This is a genomic window from Pseudomonas fluorescens (genome assembly GCF_902497895.1).
In the GTDB taxonomy this organism is placed as follows: Bacteria; Pseudomonadota; Gammaproteobacteria; order Pseudomonadales; family Pseudomonadaceae; genus Aquipseudomonas; species Aquipseudomonas fluorescens_BP.
In genome coordinates this window covers 1-19,309 of the sequence record NZ_CABVHQ010000014.1, presented here as the reverse complement: position 1 = coordinate 19,309, position 19,309 = coordinate 1, and the positions used below count along the sequence as shown (strand labels likewise).

The following is a 19,309-nucleotide window of genomic DNA, read 5'->3' as shown; positions in this document are numbered from 1 at the left end:
CTAAACGCCCTTCGCCACTCTACAGCCCGCAGGCTACTCGTCTTTCTGCTTATCCAGGGCAACCTGATACAAGACATTTTTCCGCTCGCCGGTAATTTCCGCCGCCAGCGCCGCAGCTCGTTTGAGTGGCATCTCCTTGAGCAGCAAATCGAGAATGCGCATCGCCTCGCTACTGACCGCCTCCTCGGTTTCCGGCGCCGACCAGCCGGCGACCAGTACCACGCACTCGCCACGCTGCTGATTGCTGTCGCCCTCGACAAAAGCCCGCAGCTGCGCCAGCGGCAACCCCTTGAGTGTCTCGAAGGTCTTGGTCAACTCACGAGCCAGCAGAGCCGGGCGCTCGGCACCGAACACCAACTCCAGATCCTGCAGGCATTCAAGAATCCGGTGCGGCGCTTCGTAGAAGATCAACGTGCGCGGCTCTTCCTTTAAAAGCTCAAGACGAGCCCGGCGCCCAACCGCCTTGGCCGGCAGAAAGCCCTCGAAGATAAAACGATCGGAGGGCAAACCTGCCGCGGACAGTGCAGCAATCAGCGCACAGGCACCCGGAACCGGAACCACATTGATACCGGCAGCACGGGCCTGACGAACCAGATGGTAGCCAGGGTCGGAAATCAACGGGGTGCCCGCGTCGGAAATCAGTGCCAGGTTGTCACCCGCCAGTAATCGGGTAATAAAACGGCTGCCTTCGTCGCGCTCATTGTGCTCATGGCAGGCTGCCAGCGGAGTCGAAATTCCGAAGTGCTGCAGCAAACGGATGGAATGACGCGTATCTTCGGCGGCGATCAACGCCACCTCACGCAGTATTTTCAGCGCCCGTGCACTGATGTCGTCCAGGTTGCCGATGGGCGTCGCCACCACATAAAGCGAGCCAGCAGCGGAATTCAAAGCACCTGGAGCAGTCAAAGCGCACACCTCGTGATCGTTAAAAAGCGCCATTGTAGCGCGTAGAGGCTCTGCGAATGCGCGTTACGGACATACTGTATTGCCGTGTTTTTCAGCCTTTTGCGATGCATCGCAACATTTGCACCAGCTAAATAATCAGTTTAACGCCAGTAACATCGCGCCCCGGCCAGTGCTTGGGTACAATTCCACGCTAATTTGATCGAGTATCAGGAACACTTACATGATCGCTTGCCTGCGGCTGTTCTCTGCCCTCTGCCTCGCTGCCCTACTGGCGGCTTGCGCCAGCTCGCCCTCGTCCAGCCTTGGCGACCTCCCACGGACTCCGGATGCCAGTATCGAGCAGCTGCTCGAACAGGCCGCCACCAGCAAAACGCCGGAGAAAGCGGCGTTGCTGCGCCTGAGCGCGGCGGACCTGGCCTACCACCAGAACAATCCCGGCCAGGCCGCGCAGATCCTTGCGCAAGTCCCGCTGGAACAACTCAAGCCCGGCCAACAGATCTTCGCCAGTACGCTGGCGGCCGAGTTGGCCATGGCCCGCAACCAGCCCAAGGCAGCACTCAGTGCCTTGAGCCATCCGAGCCTGCAGCGCCTGGGTGAAATGCCGGAAGAGCAACAGGCCCGCACCGGCACTGTTCATGCCCTGGCGCTTGAGGCCGATGGCCAGACCCTGGCCGCCGCCCGGGAGCGCATTTTCATTGCTCCGCTGCTCAGCGGTGAGGCCGCGAGCAAGAACCATGACGCGATCTGGACGTTGATTGCCTCCTTGCCCACCGATCAGCTGCAACCCACCAGCGATGACGATCTCGGCGGCTGGCTGAGCCTGGCGCTGGCGGTAAAAACCGCCGGCACCCTGGAACAGCAACAGGCCGCTATCGACAGCTGGCGCGCCCAGAACCCGAAACATCCGGCCGCCATTCAACTGCCGCTACCGCTGACCCAGCTCAAGCAACTGGCCAGCCAGCCGATCAGCAAGATCGCCTTGCTGCTGCCTCAGGAAGGTCCTTTGGCCTCGGTGGCCAAGGCCTTGCGCGAAGGTTTCATGGCCGCTCACTACCAGGCCCAGCAAGCCGGGCAGAAGCCACCCAGCATCGAGTTCTATGACAGCTCGCGCCTGACCTCCCTGGACGAGTTCTACCGCAAGGCCCAGGCCGATGGCGTGCAACTGGTGATCGGCCCGCTGGAAAAACCCCTGGTCAAGCAACTCAGCGCTCGCCCGCAACTGCCCATTACCACCCTCGCCCTGAACTACAGCGAAGGCAACCAGGGCCCGGCGCAACTGTTTCAGTTCGGCCTTTCCGCCGAAGACGAAGCCCGCGAAGTCTCGCGCCGCGCCCGTGCCGATGGCCTGCAACGCGCCGCCGCCATGGTCCCTAAAGGCGAATGGGGCGATCGCGTACTCAAGGCCTTCCGTCAGGACTGGGAAGCCAACGGCGGCACCGTGATCGGTGTCGAGCGCGTGGATCAACCAGTGGCCCTGGCCCAGCAGATTGCCAATCTGTTCCAGCTGCGCCAGAGCGAAGGCCGCGCCAAAAGTTTGCAGAGCACCGTCGGCTCGCAAGTCGCCGCACAGCCTTCGCGCCGCCAGGACATCGAATTCCTGTTCCTCGCCGCGACCCCACAACAGGCGCAGCAGATCAAACCGACCCTGAATTTCCAGTACGCAGGCGATGTGCCGGTTTATGCCACCTCCCACGTGTTCAGTGCCAGTGGCGATCAGAACCAGTACAACGACATGAATGGCGTGCGCTTCTGTGAAACGCCATGGCTGCTGGACCCCAACGATCCGCTGCGCAAGGAAGTGACTGCACAATGGCCACAAGCCGGCGGCAGTCTGGGTCGCCTGTACGCCATGGGCGTCGATGCCTATCGCCTGGCGCCGCGCCTGGGTCAGCTCAAGGCACTGCCAGACAGCCGCATCGAGGGACTGTCGGGCAGCTTGAGCATGAGCCAGACCCAACGGATTCAGCGCCAACTGCCTTGGGCCGAGTTCATCAGCGGCCAGGTTCAACGCCTGCCCGATACCCCGCACTGATGCCCGACAGGTCACGCCAGCAAAGCGGTCGAGATGCGGAAAGCCAGGCGCTCAAGCATCTCCAGCAACAGGGTCTGCGCCTGCTGGCGCAGAACTGGTTGTGCAAACGCGGCGAGCTTGATCTGGTCATGCTTGACGGCGATACAGTAGTATTCGTCGAAGTCCGTTATCGACAACACACTCAATGGGGCGGCGCACTCGGCAGCATCGATGCCCGCAAGCGCCGGAAGCTGATACTCGCCGCGCAGTATTTTCTGCTGCGCGAGTCCCGCTGGGCCGATCACCCCTGCCGTTTCGATGTGGTCGCCATAGACAGCGCCACGGGCGCAGCACCTCATTTGAACTGGCTACGGAATGCCTTTGACAGTTGATCGAAGCGCTCAAGCCGAGCCGGTCATTTTCACTCAACCATTTTGCTCTTTGCTTTGCGGGCTGCACTTTCATGTGCCGGAAAGCCGCGCTACTTAAGGTCACACAGATGGACATGCAATCCCGAATTCGCCAGCTTTTTCAGGCCAGTATCGATACCAAGCAACAGGCGATGGACGTACTTGCACCGCACATCGAGCAAGCCAGCCAGGTGATGGTCAACGCCCTGCTCAATGAAGGCAAAATGCTCTCGTGCGGTAACGGCGGCTCTGCCGGCGACGCACAGCATTTCTCCTCCGAGCTGCTCAACCGCTTCGAGCGCGAACGCCCGAGCCTGCCGGCCATCGCCCTGACCACCGACAGCTCGACGATTACCTCGATCGCCAACGACTACAGCTACAACGAAATCTTCTCGAAACAGATCCGCGCCCTCGGCCAGCCCGGCGACGTTTTGCTGGCGATTTCTACCAGCGGCAACTCGGCGAACATCATTCAAGCGATCCAGGCCGCACATGATCGCGAAATGATTGTCGTAGCATTGACTGGACGCGATGGCGGCGGCATGGCTTCGTTGCTATTGCCCGAAGATGTCGAAATCCGCGTACCGGCCAATGTCACCGCACGTATTCAGGAAGTCCACCTGCTGACGATCCACTGTCTTTGCGACTTGATCGACAGCCAACTGTTCGGGAGTGAAGAATGACCCCTAATCGCCTTGGCCTACTGGCCTTGACTCTGTGCCTGAGCATCAGCGGCTGCACCTCGGTAGTGACTGCCAGCCGCGAAAAACCCATTGATGACGACCGCGGCACACGCACCTTCGGCAGCACGATCGACGACTCCTTGATCGAAACCAAGGCTGGCGTGAACATTTCCAAAGCCAATCCGGACCTGGACAAAAACTCGCACATCGTCATCACCAGTTTCAACGGCGTCGTCCTGCTAGCCGGACAGACACCGCGCGCCGACCTCAAGGCCCAGGCCGAACAGGTTGCGAGCGCTGTCCAGCGCGTGAAAAAGGTGCATAACGAACTGCAGGTCATCCAGCCCTCCTCGCTCCTGGCGCGGCAGAACGACACCTGGCTGACCACCAAGATCAAGACCCAGATGCTCGCCGACGCCAACATCCCCGGCTCGCGCATCAAGGTCGTGACCGAGAATGGCATCGTCTACCTGCTGGGGCTGGTGACCAAACAGGAAGCTGCCCAGGCCACCAGCCTGGTGCAGGGCGTTTCCGGCGTGCAGAAGATCGTCAAACTGTTCGAGTACATCGATTGAGATGCACCTAATAAAAAAGGCGATCTGAGATACACCCTGTAGGAGCTGCCGCAGGCTGCGATCTTTTGATCTTGAAAAGCAAAATCAAAAGATCGCAGCCTGCGGCAGCTCCTACGTAACAAAAAAGGCGATCCTTGCGGATCGCCTTTTTTGTTATTTGACCACTTTCAAACTCGGCCGGCCAGTGGGACGCGGCGGCTCGTCATCGGGTGGTGGAACGTCATCATCGGGCTCGACGTCCTCATCGTCTTCCAGGGAAGACTCCAGGTCGAAGACCATACCCTGGCCATTCTCCCGAGCATAAATACCCAGGATCGCAGCGATAGGCACGTACAGCGTATGCGGCACACCGCCGAAACGCCCTTCGAAGCTGACTGCATCGTTATCCATGTGCAAATGCCGCACAGCACTGGGCGATACGTTCAGGACAATCTGGCCATCACTGGCAAAGCCCTGCGGCACCTGCACCGACGGGTACTCGGAATTGACCAGCATGTGCGGGGTGCAATCGTTGTCAACAATCCACTCATAGAGCGCACGGACCAGATAAGGTCGACTGGAGTTCATAGCGGCTCCTTAAGCTTTTTAGCGCATATCGCGTTCGACACCAGACAGACTCGCCTGGAAAGCCTCACGCGCAAACTGGCGCTCCATATAATCAAGCAGCGGCTTGGCCGGCCGCGGCAATTCAATACCTAGAATCGGCAAACGCCAGAGTATTGGCAATAGGCAGCAATCGACCAGACTTTGTTCCTCACTGAGGAAAAACGGCTTGTCGGCGAACAGCGGCGAAACACCGGTGAGGCTTTCGCGCAGTTCTTTACGAGCCTGGACGCGAGCGGCTTCTTTGCTGCGCGAATCCAGAATCAGATCCACCAGCCCACACCAGTCACGCTGAATGCGATGAATCAGCAGACGGCTATTGGCACGCGCCACCGGATACACCGGCAGTAAGGGTGGATGCGGGTAACGCTCATCCAGATATTCCATCACCACGGTTGACTCCCACAACGCCAGGTCACGATCGACCAGGGTGGGCAAGCTACCGTAAGGGTTCACTTCGATCAGTTTCGGTGGATGACGACCCACCTCCACGCTGATGATCTCGGCGCTGACACCCTTCTCTGCGAGCACGATGCGTACTCGGTGGGAATAGTGGTCGGCGGGGTCGGAGTAACAGGCCAACCGATTGGTCACGCCCATGGCGGTCCTCCTCGCTTGTTGAAATTATCGGGAGCGGAAAAACGAGCGCGCCCAGAGGGCGCCTCCCGTAACGCCTGGAGATCCAGACTCGTTACACTTTCAGAGACGCCCTTGGGCGCGCACGATTAACAGCAATTGCTTACAACTTAATCAATGAACATCCTTCCAGTATTCGCGCTTGAGCAGATAAGCGAATACGAAGAAGAAGGCCAGGTACAGCAACACGTAGGTACCGATGCGCTGATGCTGCAGCTTCACCGGGTTGGCCGAGTAGGCCAGGAAGGTCACCAGATTCTTGACCTTCTCGTCGAACTGCTCTTCGTTCAGCGTGCCGGTTTTCGGCAATACGGTCAGCTGATCGCAGGCTTCGTGAGTCAAAGCCGTGCCGGTCAGTGGATCGAATTGCTTCTTGCCGTCTTCGACGATTTGAACTTGTTTGCAGCCTACCACCTGACGACCTTGCAGGCCGACCAGAACGTTAGGCATACCGACGTTCGGGAATACCTTGTTGTTCACACCATAAGGACGCGACGGATCTTCGTAGAAAGACCGCAGGTAGCCGTACAGCCAGTCCGTACCGCGAACACGAGCCACCAGAGTCAGGTCGGGCGGAGCCGCACCGAACCAGTTCTTGGCATCGGCCGATTGCATGCCGATGTTCATGTGGTCACCGATTTTGGCACCGGTGAACACCAGGTTCTTGAGCATCAGATCATGGGGAATGCCCAGATCGTCGGCAACGCGCTCATAGCGCTGGAACTTGGCGCTGTGGCAGCCCATGCAGTAGTTGGCGAACGTACGCGCGCCATCCTGCATTGCGGCCTTGTCGGAAACGTCGATATCGACGCTTTCCAACGCAGGACCACCGTGCTCGGCCGCGAAGGACAAGACAGGCATGGCAGCAAGAATCAGTACAGCAAATAGCTTTTTCATCAGCCAGTCACCCTTTCCGGAACCGGTTTGGTCTTCTCGAGCCTGGTGTAGAACGGCATCAGAATGAAGTAGGCGAAGTACAGGAAGGTACATACCTGCGACAGCAGCGTACGACCCGGAGTCGGCGCCAGAACACCCAGCACACCCAGAATCACGAACGAGATGCAGAACACCCAGAGCCAGATCTTGCTCAGCCAGCCTTTGTAGCGCATGGATTTGACCGGACTGCGGTCAAGCCAGGGCAGGACGAACAGCACGGCGATCGCGCCACCCATGGCGATAACACCCATGAGCTTGTCCGGAATCGCCCGCAGGATCGCGTAGAACGGTGTGAAGTACCAGACCGGCGCAATGTGTTCCGGGGTCTTGAAGGCGTTCGCCACTTCAAAGTTCGGCTTCTCGAGGAAGTAGCCGCCCATTTCCGGGAAGAAGAACACGATCGAGCAGAAGATGAACAGGAACACCACCACGCCGACGATATCTTTCACGGTGTAGTACGGATGGAAAGGAATGCCATCCAGCGGTACGCCGTTTTCGTCTTTGTGTTTCTTGATGTCCACGCCGTCCGGGTTGTTCGAACCGACTTCGTGCAGCGCCAGGACGTGCAGCACCACCAGGCCGAGAATCACGATCGGCAAGGCGACTACGTGCAACGCGAAGAAGCGGTTCAGGGTAATACCCGAAATCAGGTAGTCACCACGAATCCACTGGGTCAGGTCGTCGCCAATGAGCGGGATCGCACCGAACAGCGAGATGATCACCTGGGCACCCCAGTAGGACATCTGGCCCCACGGCAGCAGGTAGCCCATGAAGGCTTCCGCCATCAGCGCCAGGTAGATCAGCATGCCGAACACCCACACCAGTTCGCGCGGCTTCTGATACGAACCGTAGAGCAAGCCACGGAACATGTGCAGATAGACCACCACGAAGAACGCCGAGGCGCCGGTGGAGTGCAGCAGACGCAGGATCGAGCCGTACTCGACGTCGCGCATGATGTATTCGACGGAAGCGAAAGCCTCCTCCGCCGACGGGGTGTAGCTCATGGTCAGCCAGACACCGGTAACGATCTGGTTAACCAGCACCAGCAGTGCCAGGGAGCCAAAGAAATAGAAGAAGTTGAAGTTCTTCGGGGCGTAGTACTTGCTGAGATGGTCTTCCCACATTTTGGTGGCGGGAAAGCGCGCATCAACCCAATCCATGAACTTGCTCATCACGCTTTCTCCGTATCGACGCCAACGACAATGACGTCGTCCGACTCATAGGAATGCGGGGGAACTGGCAGGTTCAAAGGCGCAGGTTGCGACTTGTAGACGCGGCCAGCCAGATCGTAGTGGGAACCGTGGCAAGGGCAGAAATAGCCCCCTACCCAGTCCGCGCCCAGATCCGCAGGCGCCACTTCTGGACGGAAGGTCGGCGAACAGCCCAGGTGTGTGCAAATTCCGATCAGCAGCAGAATTTCTGGTTTGATCGAACGCACTACCGGGTCGACATAAGTCGGTTGGTCCGAGTTCTTGGAGTCAGGGTCAGCAAGCTTCCCCTCGATCTTTTTAAGATTCCCCAGGATTTCCTCCGTACGGCGGACAATGAACACCGGCTGACCGCGCCACTCAGCAATCATCTGCTGACCTGGCTCAATCTTGCTGACATTCACTTTCACCGGTGCACCTGCGGCTTTCGCCTTGGCACTGGGAAACCATGACCCCACGAACGGGACCGCAGCCCCCACCGCTCCTGCAGCACCCACCACGGATGTGGCTGCTACCAAGAAGCGACGCCGGCCTGCATTCACGCCGTCATTGCTCATTCAGTCCTCTCCCATCAGCTTTGTGGCCTGTTAAATCAGGCATCTACTAAGTAAAAATCTGAACTTATAAAAATTTTGCCGAATGGTAATGAAAAGCCCCTATTCTGACAAGGTAATTACCAGCCCTCTCCAGCGCGAAGCCTTGTAACGCAAGGGGGCTGCGGATGTGGCAAGTTGTCACAGCTAAAACAGTCGCCCATAAAAAACGCCCAGCTCCGTGAGGAACTGGGCGCTTTTGAACGCAAAAGCGAATTAACGCTTCGAGTACTGCGGACGCTTACGCGCTTTACGCAGACCAACTTTCTTACGTTCAACTTCACGTGCATCACGAGTAACGAAGCCAGCTTTGCGCAGTGCACCGCGCAGAGTTTCGTCGTACTGCATCAGAGCGCGAGTGATACCGTGGCGGATTGCGCCAGCTTGACCACTTACACCACCACCGATCACGGTGACGTAGATGTCGAATTTCTCGACAGTCTCAGTCAATTCCAGCGGCTGGCGAACTACCATGCGGGCAGTTTCGCGACCGAAGAAATTTTCCAGGGTGCGGTTGTTGATGGAGATGTTACCAGTGCCCGGACGCAGGAAAACGCGTGCGGTTGCAGTCTTGCGACGGCCAGTGCCGTAATTTTGAGTCGCCGACATAATGAACTATTCCGTTAAAACTTCAGTTCTTGGGGCTGCTGAGCAGTATGAGGGTGTACAGCGCCCGCATAGACTTTCAGCTTACGGTACATGTCGCGACCCAGCGGGTTCTTAGGCAGCATGCCTTTAACCGCGGTCTCGATCACGCGTTCAGGAGCTTTGGCGATCAGCTTTTCGAAGTTGATCGACTTAATCCCGCCCGGGAAACCGGAGTGAGAGTAGTACATTTTGTCAGTGAACTTGGCGCCAGTGACACGTACTTGCTCAGCGTTGATCACGACGATGTAGTCACCGGTGTCAACGTGCGGAGTGTACTCAGGCTTGTGCTTGCCACGCAGGCGGCTCGCGATTTCGGTGGCCAGACGACCCAGGGTCTGACCAGCAGCGTCGACGATGAACCAGTCGCGCTTTACTGTTTCCGGTTTAGCAGTAAAAGTTTTCATTCTTTATAGCCTCAGGGGCCGCCCTGATAAATTAGACGGCGGATCTTACTGAATAGTGCGTACTTTGACAAGTCAAAGGCAGCCGGATACAGACGCTATCGGGGGCTCGGGTCAGCGCGTCCGTTCAACGGCAAGATTCTTCGGCAGGCGGCGCATCACTTCCACTGCAGAAAGAGGTGCGCAATTATGCAGATTGCGAAAAAATTTTCAACCTGCTTTTATGAATGTTTTGCCAAGGGAGCACCTGATGGACTATCGCCAGCTAGGCAGAACCGATCTGAACGTGAGCGCCATCTGCCTCGGGACCATGACCTGGGGCGAGCAAAACAGCGAGGCAGAGGCCTTTGCCCAGATCGAGCAGGCCAAGAGCGCCGGGATCAATTTCATCGACACCGCCGAAATGTATCCGGTGCCGCCCAAAGCCGAAACCTACGCCAGCACCGAACGCTACCTCGGAAACTGGTTCAAGACCCGCGGTGATCGCGCCGACTGGGTACTGGCGAGCAAGATCGCCGGCCCCGGCAACACCATCGATTATATTCGCGACGGCCAGCTCAAGCACAACCGCAAACACATCGTCGAGGCGCTGGACGCCAGCCTCAAACGCCTGCAGACCGACTGGATCGACCTGTACCAGCTGCACTGGCCGGAGCGCAGCACCAACTTCTTCGGCCAGCTCGGCTACACGCACAAGGCCGACGAGGATTTCACCCCACTGGAAGAAACCTTTGAAGCACTGGAGGAGCAGGTCAAGGCCGGCAAGATCCGCCATATCGGCCTGTCCAATGAAACCCCGTGGGGCACCATGAAGTTCCTCGCCCTGGCGCAAAGCCGTGGCTGGCCGCGGGCGGTGTCGATCCAGAACCCCTACAACCTGCTCAACCGCAGCTTCGAAGTCGGCCTGGCGGAAATTGCCATCCGCGAACAGTGCGGCCTGCTGGCTTATTCGCCGCTGGCGTTCGGTTTTCTCTCCGGCAAGTACGAAGGTGGGGCCCGCCCGGCCAAAGGCCGCCTGAGCCTCTACAGCCGCTTCAGCCGCTATTTCAACCCACAGTCCGAAGCTGCTTGCAGCCGTTATGTGGCACTGGCTCGGGAACATGGCCTGGACCCGGCACAAATGGCGCTGGCATTCGTTACGCAACAGCCGTTCGTGACCAGCAACATCATTGGCGCCACCACCCTGGAGCAGCTGGAGAGCAACCTTGCCAGCTTCGATTTGAAATTGTCGGATGAAGTGCTGGCGGGGATCGAGGCGATTCACAAGGATCATCCGAACCCGGCGCCGTAATTTTCGTCGCTCCCGAAAAGATCGCAGCCTGCGGCAGCTCCTACGGGATCGAGGTAAACCGTTTGTTCCCGGTTGCACCCGATCCTTGTAGGAGCTGCCGCAGGCTGCGATCTTTTTTCAGGCACCGCAGATTGATCAAAGCGACCGCGCAATAATCTCCTTCATGATCTCATTGGTTCCCGCATAGATCCGCTGCACCCGCGCATCCGCCCAGGCGCGGGCGATCGGGTATTCCCACATGAAGCCGTAACCGCCATGCAACTGCACGCACTCGTCGAGCACCTTGCATTGCAGGTCGGTGCCCCAATACTTGGCCATTGCCGCCGTTGGCACGTCCAGCTTGCCTTGCAGATGCAACTCCAGGCAGCGATCGACAAACACCCGACCGATCTGGATCTCGGTGGCCATCTCGGCCAGTTTGAAGCGGGTGTTCTGGAAGTCGGCGATCGCCTTGCCGAACGCCTTGCGTTCACGGGTGTAGTCCAGCGTCCACTGCAATGCCGCCTCGGCCGACGCCAGGCCGCCTATGGCGACCGTCAGGCGCTCCTGAGGCAACTCCTGCATCAGATAGGCAAAGCCCATCCCGGCCTGCCCCAGCAGGTTCTCCTTGGGCACACGGACGTCCTGGAAGAACAGCTCGGAAGTGTCCTGGGCCTTCATCCCGACCTTTTCCAGGCGCTTGCCCTTGGCGAAGCCCGGCGTATCCGCTTCCACCAGGAACAGGCTGGTGCCCTTGGCGCCGGCTTTCGGGTCGGTCTTGGCCACGACAATCACCAGATCGGCGAGAAAACCGTTGGTAATGAAGGTTTTCGAGCCATTGATCACGTACTCGTCCCCGTCCAGCACCGCCGTGGTTTTCACCCCTTGCAGGTCGGAACCGGCGCCCGGCTCGGTCATCGCGATGGCCGTGACCATCTCGCCCGAGACCAGCTTCGGCAGGTACTTGTGCTTCAGCGCTTCACTGCCGTAATGCAGGATGTACGGCGCGACGATGTCCGAGTGCAGCGAAAAACCGATGCCGGTCAAGCCGAGACGCCCGACCTCCTCGATCACCACCGCGCTGTAGAGAAAATCTGCCCCGAGGCCACCGTATTCTTCCGGCAGATGCGAGCAGAGCATCCCCGCCTCCCCCGCCTTGTTCCACAGTTTGCGGTCGATGTAGCCCTGTTTTTCCCATTGCCCATGGAACGGCACGGCCTCTTTTTCGAGGAACGTGCGCACGCTGTCGCGAAACAGTTCGTGCTCGGAGCTGAACAAGGTTCTGGGGATCATCGGGGCACCTGTAATTATTGTTAGTCGGGATTGACTCACAGAGCCTAAGCCTGCGATCCGATACAGGACACTGGACACATGCGACAAAAAATAAGACGATCCAGCCGTTTGGTGACCACTTTCCCCTATAAGAATAATTGAATTTATGTCTATCCAGCTCTCCACGCCTCTGCGGCGCGTCAGCATCCTGGCTATCGACCGGGTTTTCGCTTCCACCCTGATGCAGGCCAAGGATTTCTTCCATCTGGCCAGCCTGCGTTATGGCAAACAACTCGGTCACGGCCTGACTCCGGCCTTCGAAACCCGCCTGGTCAGCCCTGATGGCCAATCGGTGTGCAGCTTCAGTGACGTGATCCTGCCGGTGGATGGCGGCCTGGAAAACACCGACGTGATCATCCTCCCGGCCTTCTGGGACGATTTCGAAACCCTCTGCCAGCGCTACCCACAAGTATTGCCATGGCTGCGCGAGCAACATAAACGCGGCGCGGTGCTCTGCGGCGAAGCCACCGGGGTGTTCTGGCTCGCCGAAGCCGGTTTGCTCGACGGCAAGGAAGCGACCACCTACTGGCGTTTCTTCAATGCCTTCAGCGAACGCTTCCCCAAGGTCCAGCTCAATCAGGACAAACACCTGACTGACGCCGACAATCTGTACTGCGCCGGCGGCACCACCTCGGCCTGCGACCTCTACATCTACCTGATCGAGCGTTTCTGCGGCGCCAACGTCGCCCAGGCCGTGGCCCGCGACATTCTCTACGAAGTGCAGCGCAACTATTCGCCAGGCCGGATCGGCTTCGGCGGGCAGAAACTGCATCAGGACGTGATCATCCTGCAGATCCAGCACTGGCTCGAAGAACACTTCGCCGACAAATTCCGCTTCGAAGACGTCGCCCGCGAACACGGCATGAGCATCCGCAACTTCATGCGCCGCTTCCAGACCGCCACCGGCGACAAGCCGCTGCATTACCTGCAACGCCTGCGCATCGAAACTGCCAAGGGCCTGCTTTCCGCCAGCCGCAAAAGCATCAAGACCATCAGCTATGAAGTCGGCTACGACGATGCGAGCTTCTTCGCCCGACTGTTCCGCCAGCACACCGAACTGTCACCGAATCAGTATCGGCAGCAGTTTCAGCAGGCGGCGTAGGAAAGCGCGATCGCACCCACGCTTCTTCGGTGTAGAGGAGATCGCACCACCACGCTTCTTCGGCGCATAGGAGATCGATGAAGATCGCAGCCTGCGGCAGCTCCTACGCGGTGTACGGCATGACCCTGTAGGAGCTGCCGCAGGCTGCGATCTTTTGATCTTCAGCACAAAAAAGGGCCTGCAATGCAGACCCTTTTTATTTTCCGAAATGTCCTACGGCTTGTGCGCCCGCGACAGGAATTCGTGGGACTGCATTTCCAGCAGACGGCTGAGGGTGCGCTGGAATTCGAAGTTCAGGCGACCGCCGGTGTAGAGGTCTTTGAGCTCGACTTCAGCGGAGATGATCAGCTTGACATTGCGGTCGTAGAACTCGTCGACCATGTTGATGAAACGTCGGGCAATGTCGTCGGTGGTGACGCTCATTTGCTCGACGCCACTGATCAACACAGCATGGAAGATTTTGCCGAGTTCGATGTAGTCATTCTGGCTGCGTGGACCGTCGCAGAGTTCGCGGAAGTCAAACCAGGCCACGTCTTCGCAGGTGCGCAAGGCACGGATTTCGCGGTTTTCGATCATCAGCACATCGTTTTCGACAGCCAGAGTGCAATCCGGCGTCAGGGCACTGAAGCTTTTACGCAGGCTTTCGTTGGCCTCAGCGTCCAGCGGGAAGTGGAACAGTTCGGCCTGCTCGAGGTGACGCAGACGATAATCCACGCCGCTGTCGACGTTGACGATGTCGGTGTTCTGCTTGATCAGGGCGATAGCCGGCAAGAAGCGCGCACGTTGCAGGCCATCCTTGTACAGGCCGTCCGGGACGATGTTCGAGGTGGCGACCAGGGTCACGCCATTCTTGAACAGCTCTTCCATCAGCGTGCCGAGGATCATCGCGTCGGTAATATCGGACACGAAGAATTCATCGAAACAGATCACCCGCGCTTCATCGGAGAAACGCTTGGCGATGATGGTCAGCGGGTTTTTCTCGCCTGGCAGGGTCTTCATCTCTTCGTGCACGCGCTTCATGAAGCGGTGGAAGTGAGTACGGACTTTTTTCTTGAACGGCAGGGCTTCGAAGAAGGTATCGACCAGGTAGGTCTTGCCGCGGCCAACGCCGCCCCAGAAGTACAGACCCTTGACCGGTGCCTGGTCTTTCTTGCCAAACAGTTTGCCGAACAGGCCCGGCTTGCTCTGCGAGGCGGCGACCAGATCGTCGTACAAGCGCTGCAAATGACGCACCGCAGTTTCCTGGGCGGCGTCATGGAAGAATTCCGGGCGTTTCAAATCAGCTTGATATCGTTCTAGGGGCGTCATAATTCGCTGGCAAGGACAACAAAAACGGGCCGTCACTGTAGCGACGGCCCTGGAGAATGGCAATCAACCCTTAGTCGGGCTGGCCCCTGATTAGTCCTGGGAAGGACTCAGAGCGATCCGCAAAGCCTCGATGGCGGCATCACGCGCAGCACTGTCGGCGAATGTCGGGCTGTCCGCCACGCATTCACCTTCCAGCCAGACGCTGAAGCTCAGGTCTTCGCTGCGCAGATCCAGGTCTTGCCCGGCTTGCAGTTGCTTGGTCACCGCGCCAGCGGTTTTACCGTCGGCGAAGTTGCGCGACAGCAGCAATTGCTCGCCATCAGCCGCCAGCAGCCGGAAGCGGAAACTGCCGTCATCTTCACGGAAGCTGACGAAGCGCGCGGCTTTTGCGGCTTTCTTTTTGCTGGCCGTGGTGGTTTGCGCCTGATTGACGAAAGAACGCAGGCCGACCGCTTCACGCAGTTCGCCAAGGAACGGTGTGGCGACACTGCGGGCTTTCTTCGCGCCGATCTGAAGGATGTCTTCCAGGTCCGCCGGACGTTCGAGCAACAGGTGATAACGCTCGCGGGACTCGCCCAGCTCGTTGTCCAGCAGCTTGAACAAACGACTTTTGGCTTCGCCCCAGCCCAGCCCCTGCAACAGTTCGCTGCGGAATTCGTCAGCCTGTGCCGGCGTGGCGAAGGCCTGGAACAAGGTGAACAGGTGAGAATTGTCCGGATCCTTGGCTTCGCCAGGAGCGCGGGAGTCGGTAACGATCCGCGAGATGGCGTCTTTCATTTCCTTGGCGCTGCTGAACAACGGAATGGTGTTGTCGTAGCTTTTCGACATCTTCCGGCCGTCAAGACCTGGCAGCGTGGCCACGCCCTCTTCGATCACTGCTTCGGGCATGGTGAAGAATTCTTTGCCCTGGCCGAACAGGTGGTTGAAACGCTGGCCGATGTCGCGGGCCATTTCCACATGCTGGATCTGATCGCGACCGACCGGCACCTTGTGCGCGTTGAACATCAGAATGTCCGCGGCCATCAGCACCGGGTAGCTGTACAGGCCCATGGTGATGCCGGCGTCCGGGTCTTCACCGGTCTCGACGTTTTTGTCCACCGAGGCCTTGTAGGCGTGGGCACGGTTGAGCAGGCCCTTGGCCGCTACGCAGGTCAGCAGCCAGGTCAGCTCAGGGATTTCCGGGATATCGGACTGGCGATAGAACGTCACCCGATTCACATCCAGACCACCGGCCAGCCAGGTCGCGGCGATTTCCAGACGCGAGCGCTGGATGCGCAGCGGGTCATCGCACTTGATCAGGGCGTGGTAGTCGGCCAGGAAGTAGAACGAATCGGCGTTGCTGTCACGGCTGGCAAGGATCGCCGGACGGATAGCCCCGGCATAGTTGCCCAGGTGCGGCGTGCCGGTGGTGGTGATGCCGGTGAGAATTCGCGTACGAGTAGTCATGGGTAATCGCTTATCAGACTGCAATCAATTCGAAAGGCGCGGCAGGATCAGATCTTTGAGATCCGTCAGCTTGCCGTGAAAAAAGTGTCCGCATTCTGCCACTTTCAGCAGCTCATGGGGGCGATCAAGGGCTGCTGACCACTCGTAGACCAGTTGCGGATCGATCACTTCGTCGGTTTCTGGCTGAATCAGGGTCAGCGGGCAGTGTTGCGGCAACTGATCCTGATCGCCCAGACGCATCACCGCAGGCGCGATCATGAATAAGTGAGCAAGTGTTTCGCCCTTGGCTTCGAGGCGACCGCCAAGGCTGGCCGCAATGAAACCACCAAAGGAGAAACCACACAGGGTCATTGGCAAGTCAGGGTGTCTGGCTCGCAACCATTGGGCCACAGCCTGCGCATCATCGACTTCACCGGCGCTCATGTCATGGCTGCCGGCGCTGGCGCCAACCCCGCGATAATTGAAGCGCAAGGTGATCAGGCCGGCATCCCGCGCTGTGCGCTGAAGGGTCGACACGACTTTATTGAGCATGGTCCCACCCTGCACCGGATTGGGGTGGCAGATCAGCGCCAGGCCACGGGCGTCGGGCTGATCCAGGTACAAGGCTTCCAATTGGCCAACCGGGCCATCGATAAATACAGGGGTTTCGCGCATAAGCAAGGAAGGAACTCCGTGACCTCGAATTGGGTCGACTCGTCTAGCTAAAAGTCTGCGCCTGGCATGATTGCGATCTCGTCGCGGTATACAGCGCAGGTCCGAGCCGTTAACGTAAAGCAAAGCCGTTTATAGAGGAAGGACTCGTGGAACACTCGCTCTTAGTTTGGCTGTTGCCGACTCTTGCCCTGGTTGCTGGTGTCGCCATTGGATTCCTGATCGCCCGGCTGCTGCCGAATGCCGCGCCTAACCGCACGCAACGTCAGCTGGATGATATTCAGGAACGTTTTGACAGTTATCAGAATGAAGTGGTCACCCATTTCAACAGCACTGCGTCTTTGGTGCACAAGCTCACTCAAAGCTATCAGGATGTGCAAGATCATCTCGCCGAGGGCGCCAATCGTCTGGCCCTGGACGAACTGACTCGCCAACGCCTGCTGGCTGCACTGCACGCCGATTCCGTGCAGGCTCCACGGGAACGCCTGACGCCACCGCGCAGTCAGGAAGCGCCGAAAGATTACGCGCCAAAAACGCCGAATGCTCCCGGCATGCTCGATGAGCATTATGGTCTGAAGAAATAACCGGACTTTTCGAGCGACACTAAAAAGCCCGGCCGATCATTGATCGGCCGGGCTTTTTTACGCCAGTAGCCGAGGCGGGCTTACTGGTACTGCTGCCCGGGAATCGGCTTGAGATTGACCTCGACCCGACGGTTCTGCGCACGACCATTGACGTCGCCGTTGCTGGCGACCGGATTGTCCGGGCCGGCACCGCGGGAAGTCAGGTTGGCACCGCTGACGCCTTGGGAGGTCAAGTAGGTCGCGACGCTTTGAGCGCGACGCTGGGACAGGTCCATGTTGTGCTGACGGCTGCCGGTGCTGTCGGTGTAGCCGACGATTTCAATCTGGTTCTGGTTGAACTCCTTGAGGGAGCCCGCCAGGTTGTTCAACGGCTGATAAAAGCCTGAGGCGATGTTCGCCGAATCGGTGGCGAAGGTGATGTTGCCCGGCATGATCAGCTTGATCTGATCGCCCTCACGCTGCACTTCGACCCCGGTATTGGCCATGCTCGCACGCAGTTTCTTTTCCTGCTGATCGGCGTAGTAGCCATAACCGGCGGCGGAAGCACCGACCACTGCGGCGCCAATCAGCGCACCCTTGCCACGGTTGTTGTGGTCGATAGCGGCACCGGCCAGCGCCCCGGCCAAAGCACCCAGCCCACCGTACTTGGCGGTCTTGCTCATGCCCGTGGAGCTGTCGGCCTGACCCTGGTTGTCATACGGGTTAGGCGAAGCGCAGCCAGACAGCAAAGCCACGGCAGTAGCGACAATAATCAAACGACGCGAGGTGAACATGGAAAGCTCCTGTTTTTTTTGCATTCTGAGGTGCAGCGGACGTTGGCAATAGACTTTAGCTGGCGTTGGAACACGACGGACGGCAAAAATTCCATCAACTCGTCCAGGCAAATCAATCAGGCCCGTACAAAAGGGTTTTCGCGCATTTCATCGCCCAGACGGGTGTCGGGGCCATGCCCGGTGATCACGGTTGCGTCTTCATCGAGGGTGTACAGACGCTGTTTTATCGAGCGCACGATCGTCGCCTGGTCGCCGCCCCACAAATCCGTGCGCCCTACCCCGCGACGAAACAGTGTGTCACCGGCAATCAGCAGCTTGGCATCGGAAAACCAGAAGCTCATAGACCCTGGAGTATGACCGGGTGTGTGCAACGCCACGCCACAGCCGCAGGCCAACTCTTCGTCATCGGCCAACCAGCGATCCGGAGGCGGCACGGGTGTATAGGGCACGCCGAACATACTGCATTGCATCTCCAGGTTGTCCCAGAGGAACTGATCCTCTTTATGCAGATGCAGCGTGGCGCCGGTTTTTTCCTTCAACAGGCCAGACGCGAGGAAGTGATCCAGATGGGCGTGGGTGTGAATGATGCTCACCACCTTCAGGCCCAAGGCATCGAGCCGCGCCAGGATCAACTCATGATTGCCACCAGGATCGACGACGATGGCCTTTTTTGTGATCGGGTCGCCGATGATCGTGCAGTTGCACTGCAAAGGGCCGACGGGGAAAGTTTCGCGGATAAGGGCGGGTTTGGCAGCGTCCATGGGTGTTCCTGGAAAAAATGGATCGCCTATTCTGGCACAGCCCACCGGTATCGCCGATGCCGGGGCCGTTACAATTTCCTCAGCGGCGACGCTGCCTGATTGCAGAATCGACCTACACCAGACAAAGAAACGTCTGATTTATCTCCCGCATCGCCTTACCTAGCGTGTTCGTCCCTGCAGATAAAACAAGGACATAGACCGCATGAGGCGCTATCACATCACCGTCGGGGCTAAAACCACCGTCGACGGCACCGTGCGCACCGGCTGGGAGTACAGCACGATCAATGGCCTGGCCATGGCCCGCGAAGGCGACGAGGTCGATTGCCCGGAATGCAACAGCACCGGGGAGATTGTCTGCGACGGCCCGCGCCTGGTCGACCTGCTGGAGGGACGCCACGCCGCCCTGGACGGCGACCTCTGCCGTTGCAAGTGCGATCCGCCGCCGCGCCTGATGGCCAACCAGACCCTCAAG

Annotated in this window: 22 protein-coding genes; 8 read left to right on the top strand and 14 right to left on the bottom strand. The window is 58.7% G+C overall.

Features of this window, described 5'->3' with window-relative positions; translation table 11 throughout:
• Positions 1-33 precede the first annotated feature (33 nt).
• On the bottom strand, positions 34-939 hold the full coding sequence (rsmI, locus tag F8N21_RS09440; RefSeq protein WP_150641872.1) for a 16S rRNA (cytidine(1402)-2'-O)-methyltransferase: 906 nt from the start codon (positions 937-939) through the stop codon (positions 34-36).
• A 187-nt stretch (positions 940-1,126) separates the two neighbouring features.
• Between rsmI and F8N21_RS09435 the strand changes: the two genes are divergently transcribed.
• The 4 genes from F8N21_RS09435 to F8N21_RS09420 all read left to right on the top strand — a co-directional run bounded on the left by F8N21_RS09435 (position 1,127) and on the right by F8N21_RS09420 (position 4,585).
• A complete protein-coding gene (locus tag F8N21_RS09435) occupies positions 1,127-2,938 on the top strand; it encodes a penicillin-binding protein activator (RefSeq protein ID WP_150641871.1) in 1,812 nt (603 codons plus the stop codon).
• Positions 2,938-3,309 carry a YraN family protein gene (locus tag F8N21_RS09430; RefSeq protein ID WP_150641870.1) on the top strand — a complete coding sequence of 124 codons (372 nt, stop codon included), beginning with the start codon at positions 2,938-2,940 and terminating at the stop codon, positions 3,307-3,309. Before F8N21_RS09435 ends, F8N21_RS09430 begins: the two co-directional genes overlap by 1 nt.
• Before the next feature lie 107 nt (positions 3,310-3,416).
• Complete coding sequence (locus F8N21_RS09425) at positions 3,417-4,010, top strand: phosphoheptose isomerase (protein WP_003171862.1); 594 nt, start codon at positions 3,417-3,419, stop codon at positions 4,008-4,010.
• Positions 4,007-4,585: a BON domain-containing protein gene (locus tag F8N21_RS09420; RefSeq protein ID WP_150641869.1), complete on the top strand. Its 579-nt coding sequence runs from the start codon at positions 4,007-4,009 to the stop codon at positions 4,583-4,585. The genes F8N21_RS09425 and F8N21_RS09420 overlap by 4 nt, the downstream gene beginning before the upstream one ends.
• Positions 4,586-4,738: 153 nt before the next feature.
• Here F8N21_RS09420 and F8N21_RS09415 read toward each other — a convergent pair whose 3' ends face one another.
• From F8N21_RS09415 to rplM, 7 genes are all read right to left on the bottom strand, one after another.
• Positions 4,739-5,152 (bottom strand): ClpXP protease specificity-enhancing factor, encoded by a 414-nt coding sequence (locus F8N21_RS09415; RefSeq protein ID WP_150641868.1) that lies wholly within the window; start codon positions 5,150-5,152, stop codon positions 4,739-4,741.
• An 18-nt stretch (positions 5,153-5,170) separates the two neighbouring features.
• A complete protein-coding gene (locus F8N21_RS09410) occupies positions 5,171-5,788 on the bottom strand; it encodes a glutathione S-transferase N-terminal domain-containing protein (protein ID WP_003216049.1) in 618 nt (205 codons plus the stop codon).
• A 150-nt stretch (positions 5,789-5,938) separates the two neighbouring features.
• The gene (locus F8N21_RS09405) at positions 5,939-6,721 is read right to left on the bottom strand and encodes a cytochrome c1 (RefSeq protein WP_150641867.1); all 783 of its coding nucleotides are present in this window, start codon (positions 6,719-6,721) and stop codon (positions 5,939-5,941) included.
• Positions 6,721-7,932, bottom strand: a complete 1,212-nt coding sequence (locus F8N21_RS09400; protein WP_150641866.1) for a cytochrome b — start codon at positions 7,930-7,932, stop codon at positions 6,721-6,723. The genes F8N21_RS09405 and F8N21_RS09400 overlap by 1 nt, the downstream gene beginning before the upstream one ends.
• A complete protein-coding gene (gene petA / locus F8N21_RS09395) occupies positions 7,932-8,525 on the bottom strand; it encodes a ubiquinol-cytochrome c reductase iron-sulfur subunit (RefSeq protein WP_150641865.1) in 594 nt (197 codons plus the stop codon). Before petA ends, F8N21_RS09400 begins: the two co-directional genes overlap by 1 nt.
• A gap of 252 nt (positions 8,526-8,777) precedes the next feature.
• Entirely contained in the window at positions 8,778-9,170 is a 393-nt protein-coding gene (gene rpsI / locus F8N21_RS09390; RefSeq protein WP_003216038.1) for a 30S ribosomal protein S9, read from the bottom strand.
• A gap of 14 nt (positions 9,171-9,184) precedes the next feature.
• A complete protein-coding gene (gene rplM / locus F8N21_RS09385; RefSeq protein WP_150641864.1) occupies positions 9,185-9,613 on the bottom strand; it encodes a 50S ribosomal protein L13 in 429 nt (142 codons plus the stop codon).
• Between the two features lie 247 nt (positions 9,614-9,860).
• On the opposite strand from rplM, the gene F8N21_RS09380 reads away from it, so the two are divergent.
• Positions 9,861-10,901 (top strand): NADP(H)-dependent aldo-keto reductase, encoded by a 1,041-nt coding sequence (locus F8N21_RS09380; RefSeq protein ID WP_150641863.1) that lies wholly within the window; start codon positions 9,861-9,863, stop codon positions 10,899-10,901.
• Between the two features lie 135 nt (positions 10,902-11,036).
• On the opposite strand, the gene F8N21_RS09375 is transcribed toward F8N21_RS09380, so the two are convergent.
• Positions 11,037-12,173 carry an acyl-CoA dehydrogenase family protein gene (locus F8N21_RS09375; protein ID WP_150641862.1) on the bottom strand — a complete coding sequence of 379 codons (1,137 nt, stop codon included), beginning with the start codon at positions 12,171-12,173 and terminating at the stop codon, positions 11,037-11,039.
• A gap of 244 nt (positions 12,174-12,417) precedes the next feature.
• Here F8N21_RS09375 and F8N21_RS09370 point away from each other — a divergent pair, with 244 nt between their 5' ends.
• Positions 12,418-13,314: a GlxA family transcriptional regulator gene (locus tag F8N21_RS09370; RefSeq protein WP_191624266.1), complete on the top strand. Its 897-nt coding sequence runs from the start codon at positions 12,418-12,420 to the stop codon at positions 13,312-13,314.
• Positions 13,315-13,527: 213 nt separating this feature from the next.
• Here F8N21_RS09370 and zapE read toward each other — a convergent pair whose 3' ends face one another.
• The 3 genes from zapE to F8N21_RS09355 all read right to left on the bottom strand — a co-directional run bounded on the left by zapE (position 13,528) and on the right by F8N21_RS09355 (position 16,722).
• A complete protein-coding gene (gene zapE / locus F8N21_RS09365; protein WP_150641860.1) occupies positions 13,528-14,622 on the bottom strand; it encodes a cell division protein ZapE in 1,095 nt (364 codons plus the stop codon).
• Between the two features lie 90 nt (positions 14,623-14,712).
• Positions 14,713-16,068 carry a tryptophan--tRNA ligase gene (locus F8N21_RS09360; protein ID WP_150641859.1) on the bottom strand — a complete coding sequence of 452 codons (1,356 nt, stop codon included), beginning with the start codon at positions 16,066-16,068 and terminating at the stop codon, positions 14,713-14,715.
• Between the two features lie 24 nt (positions 16,069-16,092).
• Positions 16,093-16,722 (bottom strand): alpha/beta hydrolase, encoded by a 630-nt coding sequence (locus F8N21_RS09355; protein WP_191624261.1) that lies wholly within the window; start codon positions 16,720-16,722, stop codon positions 16,093-16,095.
• 146 nt (positions 16,723-16,868) lie between these two features.
• On the opposite strand from F8N21_RS09355, the gene F8N21_RS09350 reads away from it, so the two are divergent.
• A complete protein-coding gene (locus F8N21_RS09350; RefSeq protein WP_150641857.1) occupies positions 16,869-17,303 on the top strand; it encodes a YhcB family protein in 435 nt (144 codons plus the stop codon).
• Positions 17,304-17,383: 80 nt separating this feature from the next.
• Here F8N21_RS09350 and F8N21_RS09345 read toward each other — a convergent pair whose 3' ends face one another.
• Both F8N21_RS09345 and F8N21_RS09340 read right to left on the bottom strand, forming a co-directional pair.
• Complete coding sequence (locus F8N21_RS09345; protein WP_150641856.1) at positions 17,384-18,076, bottom strand: OmpA family protein; 693 nt, start codon at positions 18,074-18,076, stop codon at positions 17,384-17,386.
• Positions 18,077-18,192: 116 nt separating this feature from the next.
• Positions 18,193-18,837, bottom strand: a complete 645-nt coding sequence (locus F8N21_RS09340; RefSeq protein ID WP_150641855.1) for an MBL fold metallo-hydrolase — start codon at positions 18,835-18,837, stop codon at positions 18,193-18,195.
• Between the two features lie 202 nt (positions 18,838-19,039).
• Between F8N21_RS09340 and F8N21_RS09335 the strand changes: the two genes are divergently transcribed.
• Positions 19,040-19,309, top strand: a 270-nt coding sequence (locus F8N21_RS09335; RefSeq protein ID WP_150641854.1) for a PAAR domain-containing protein, incomplete at its 3' end; no start/stop codon positions are given.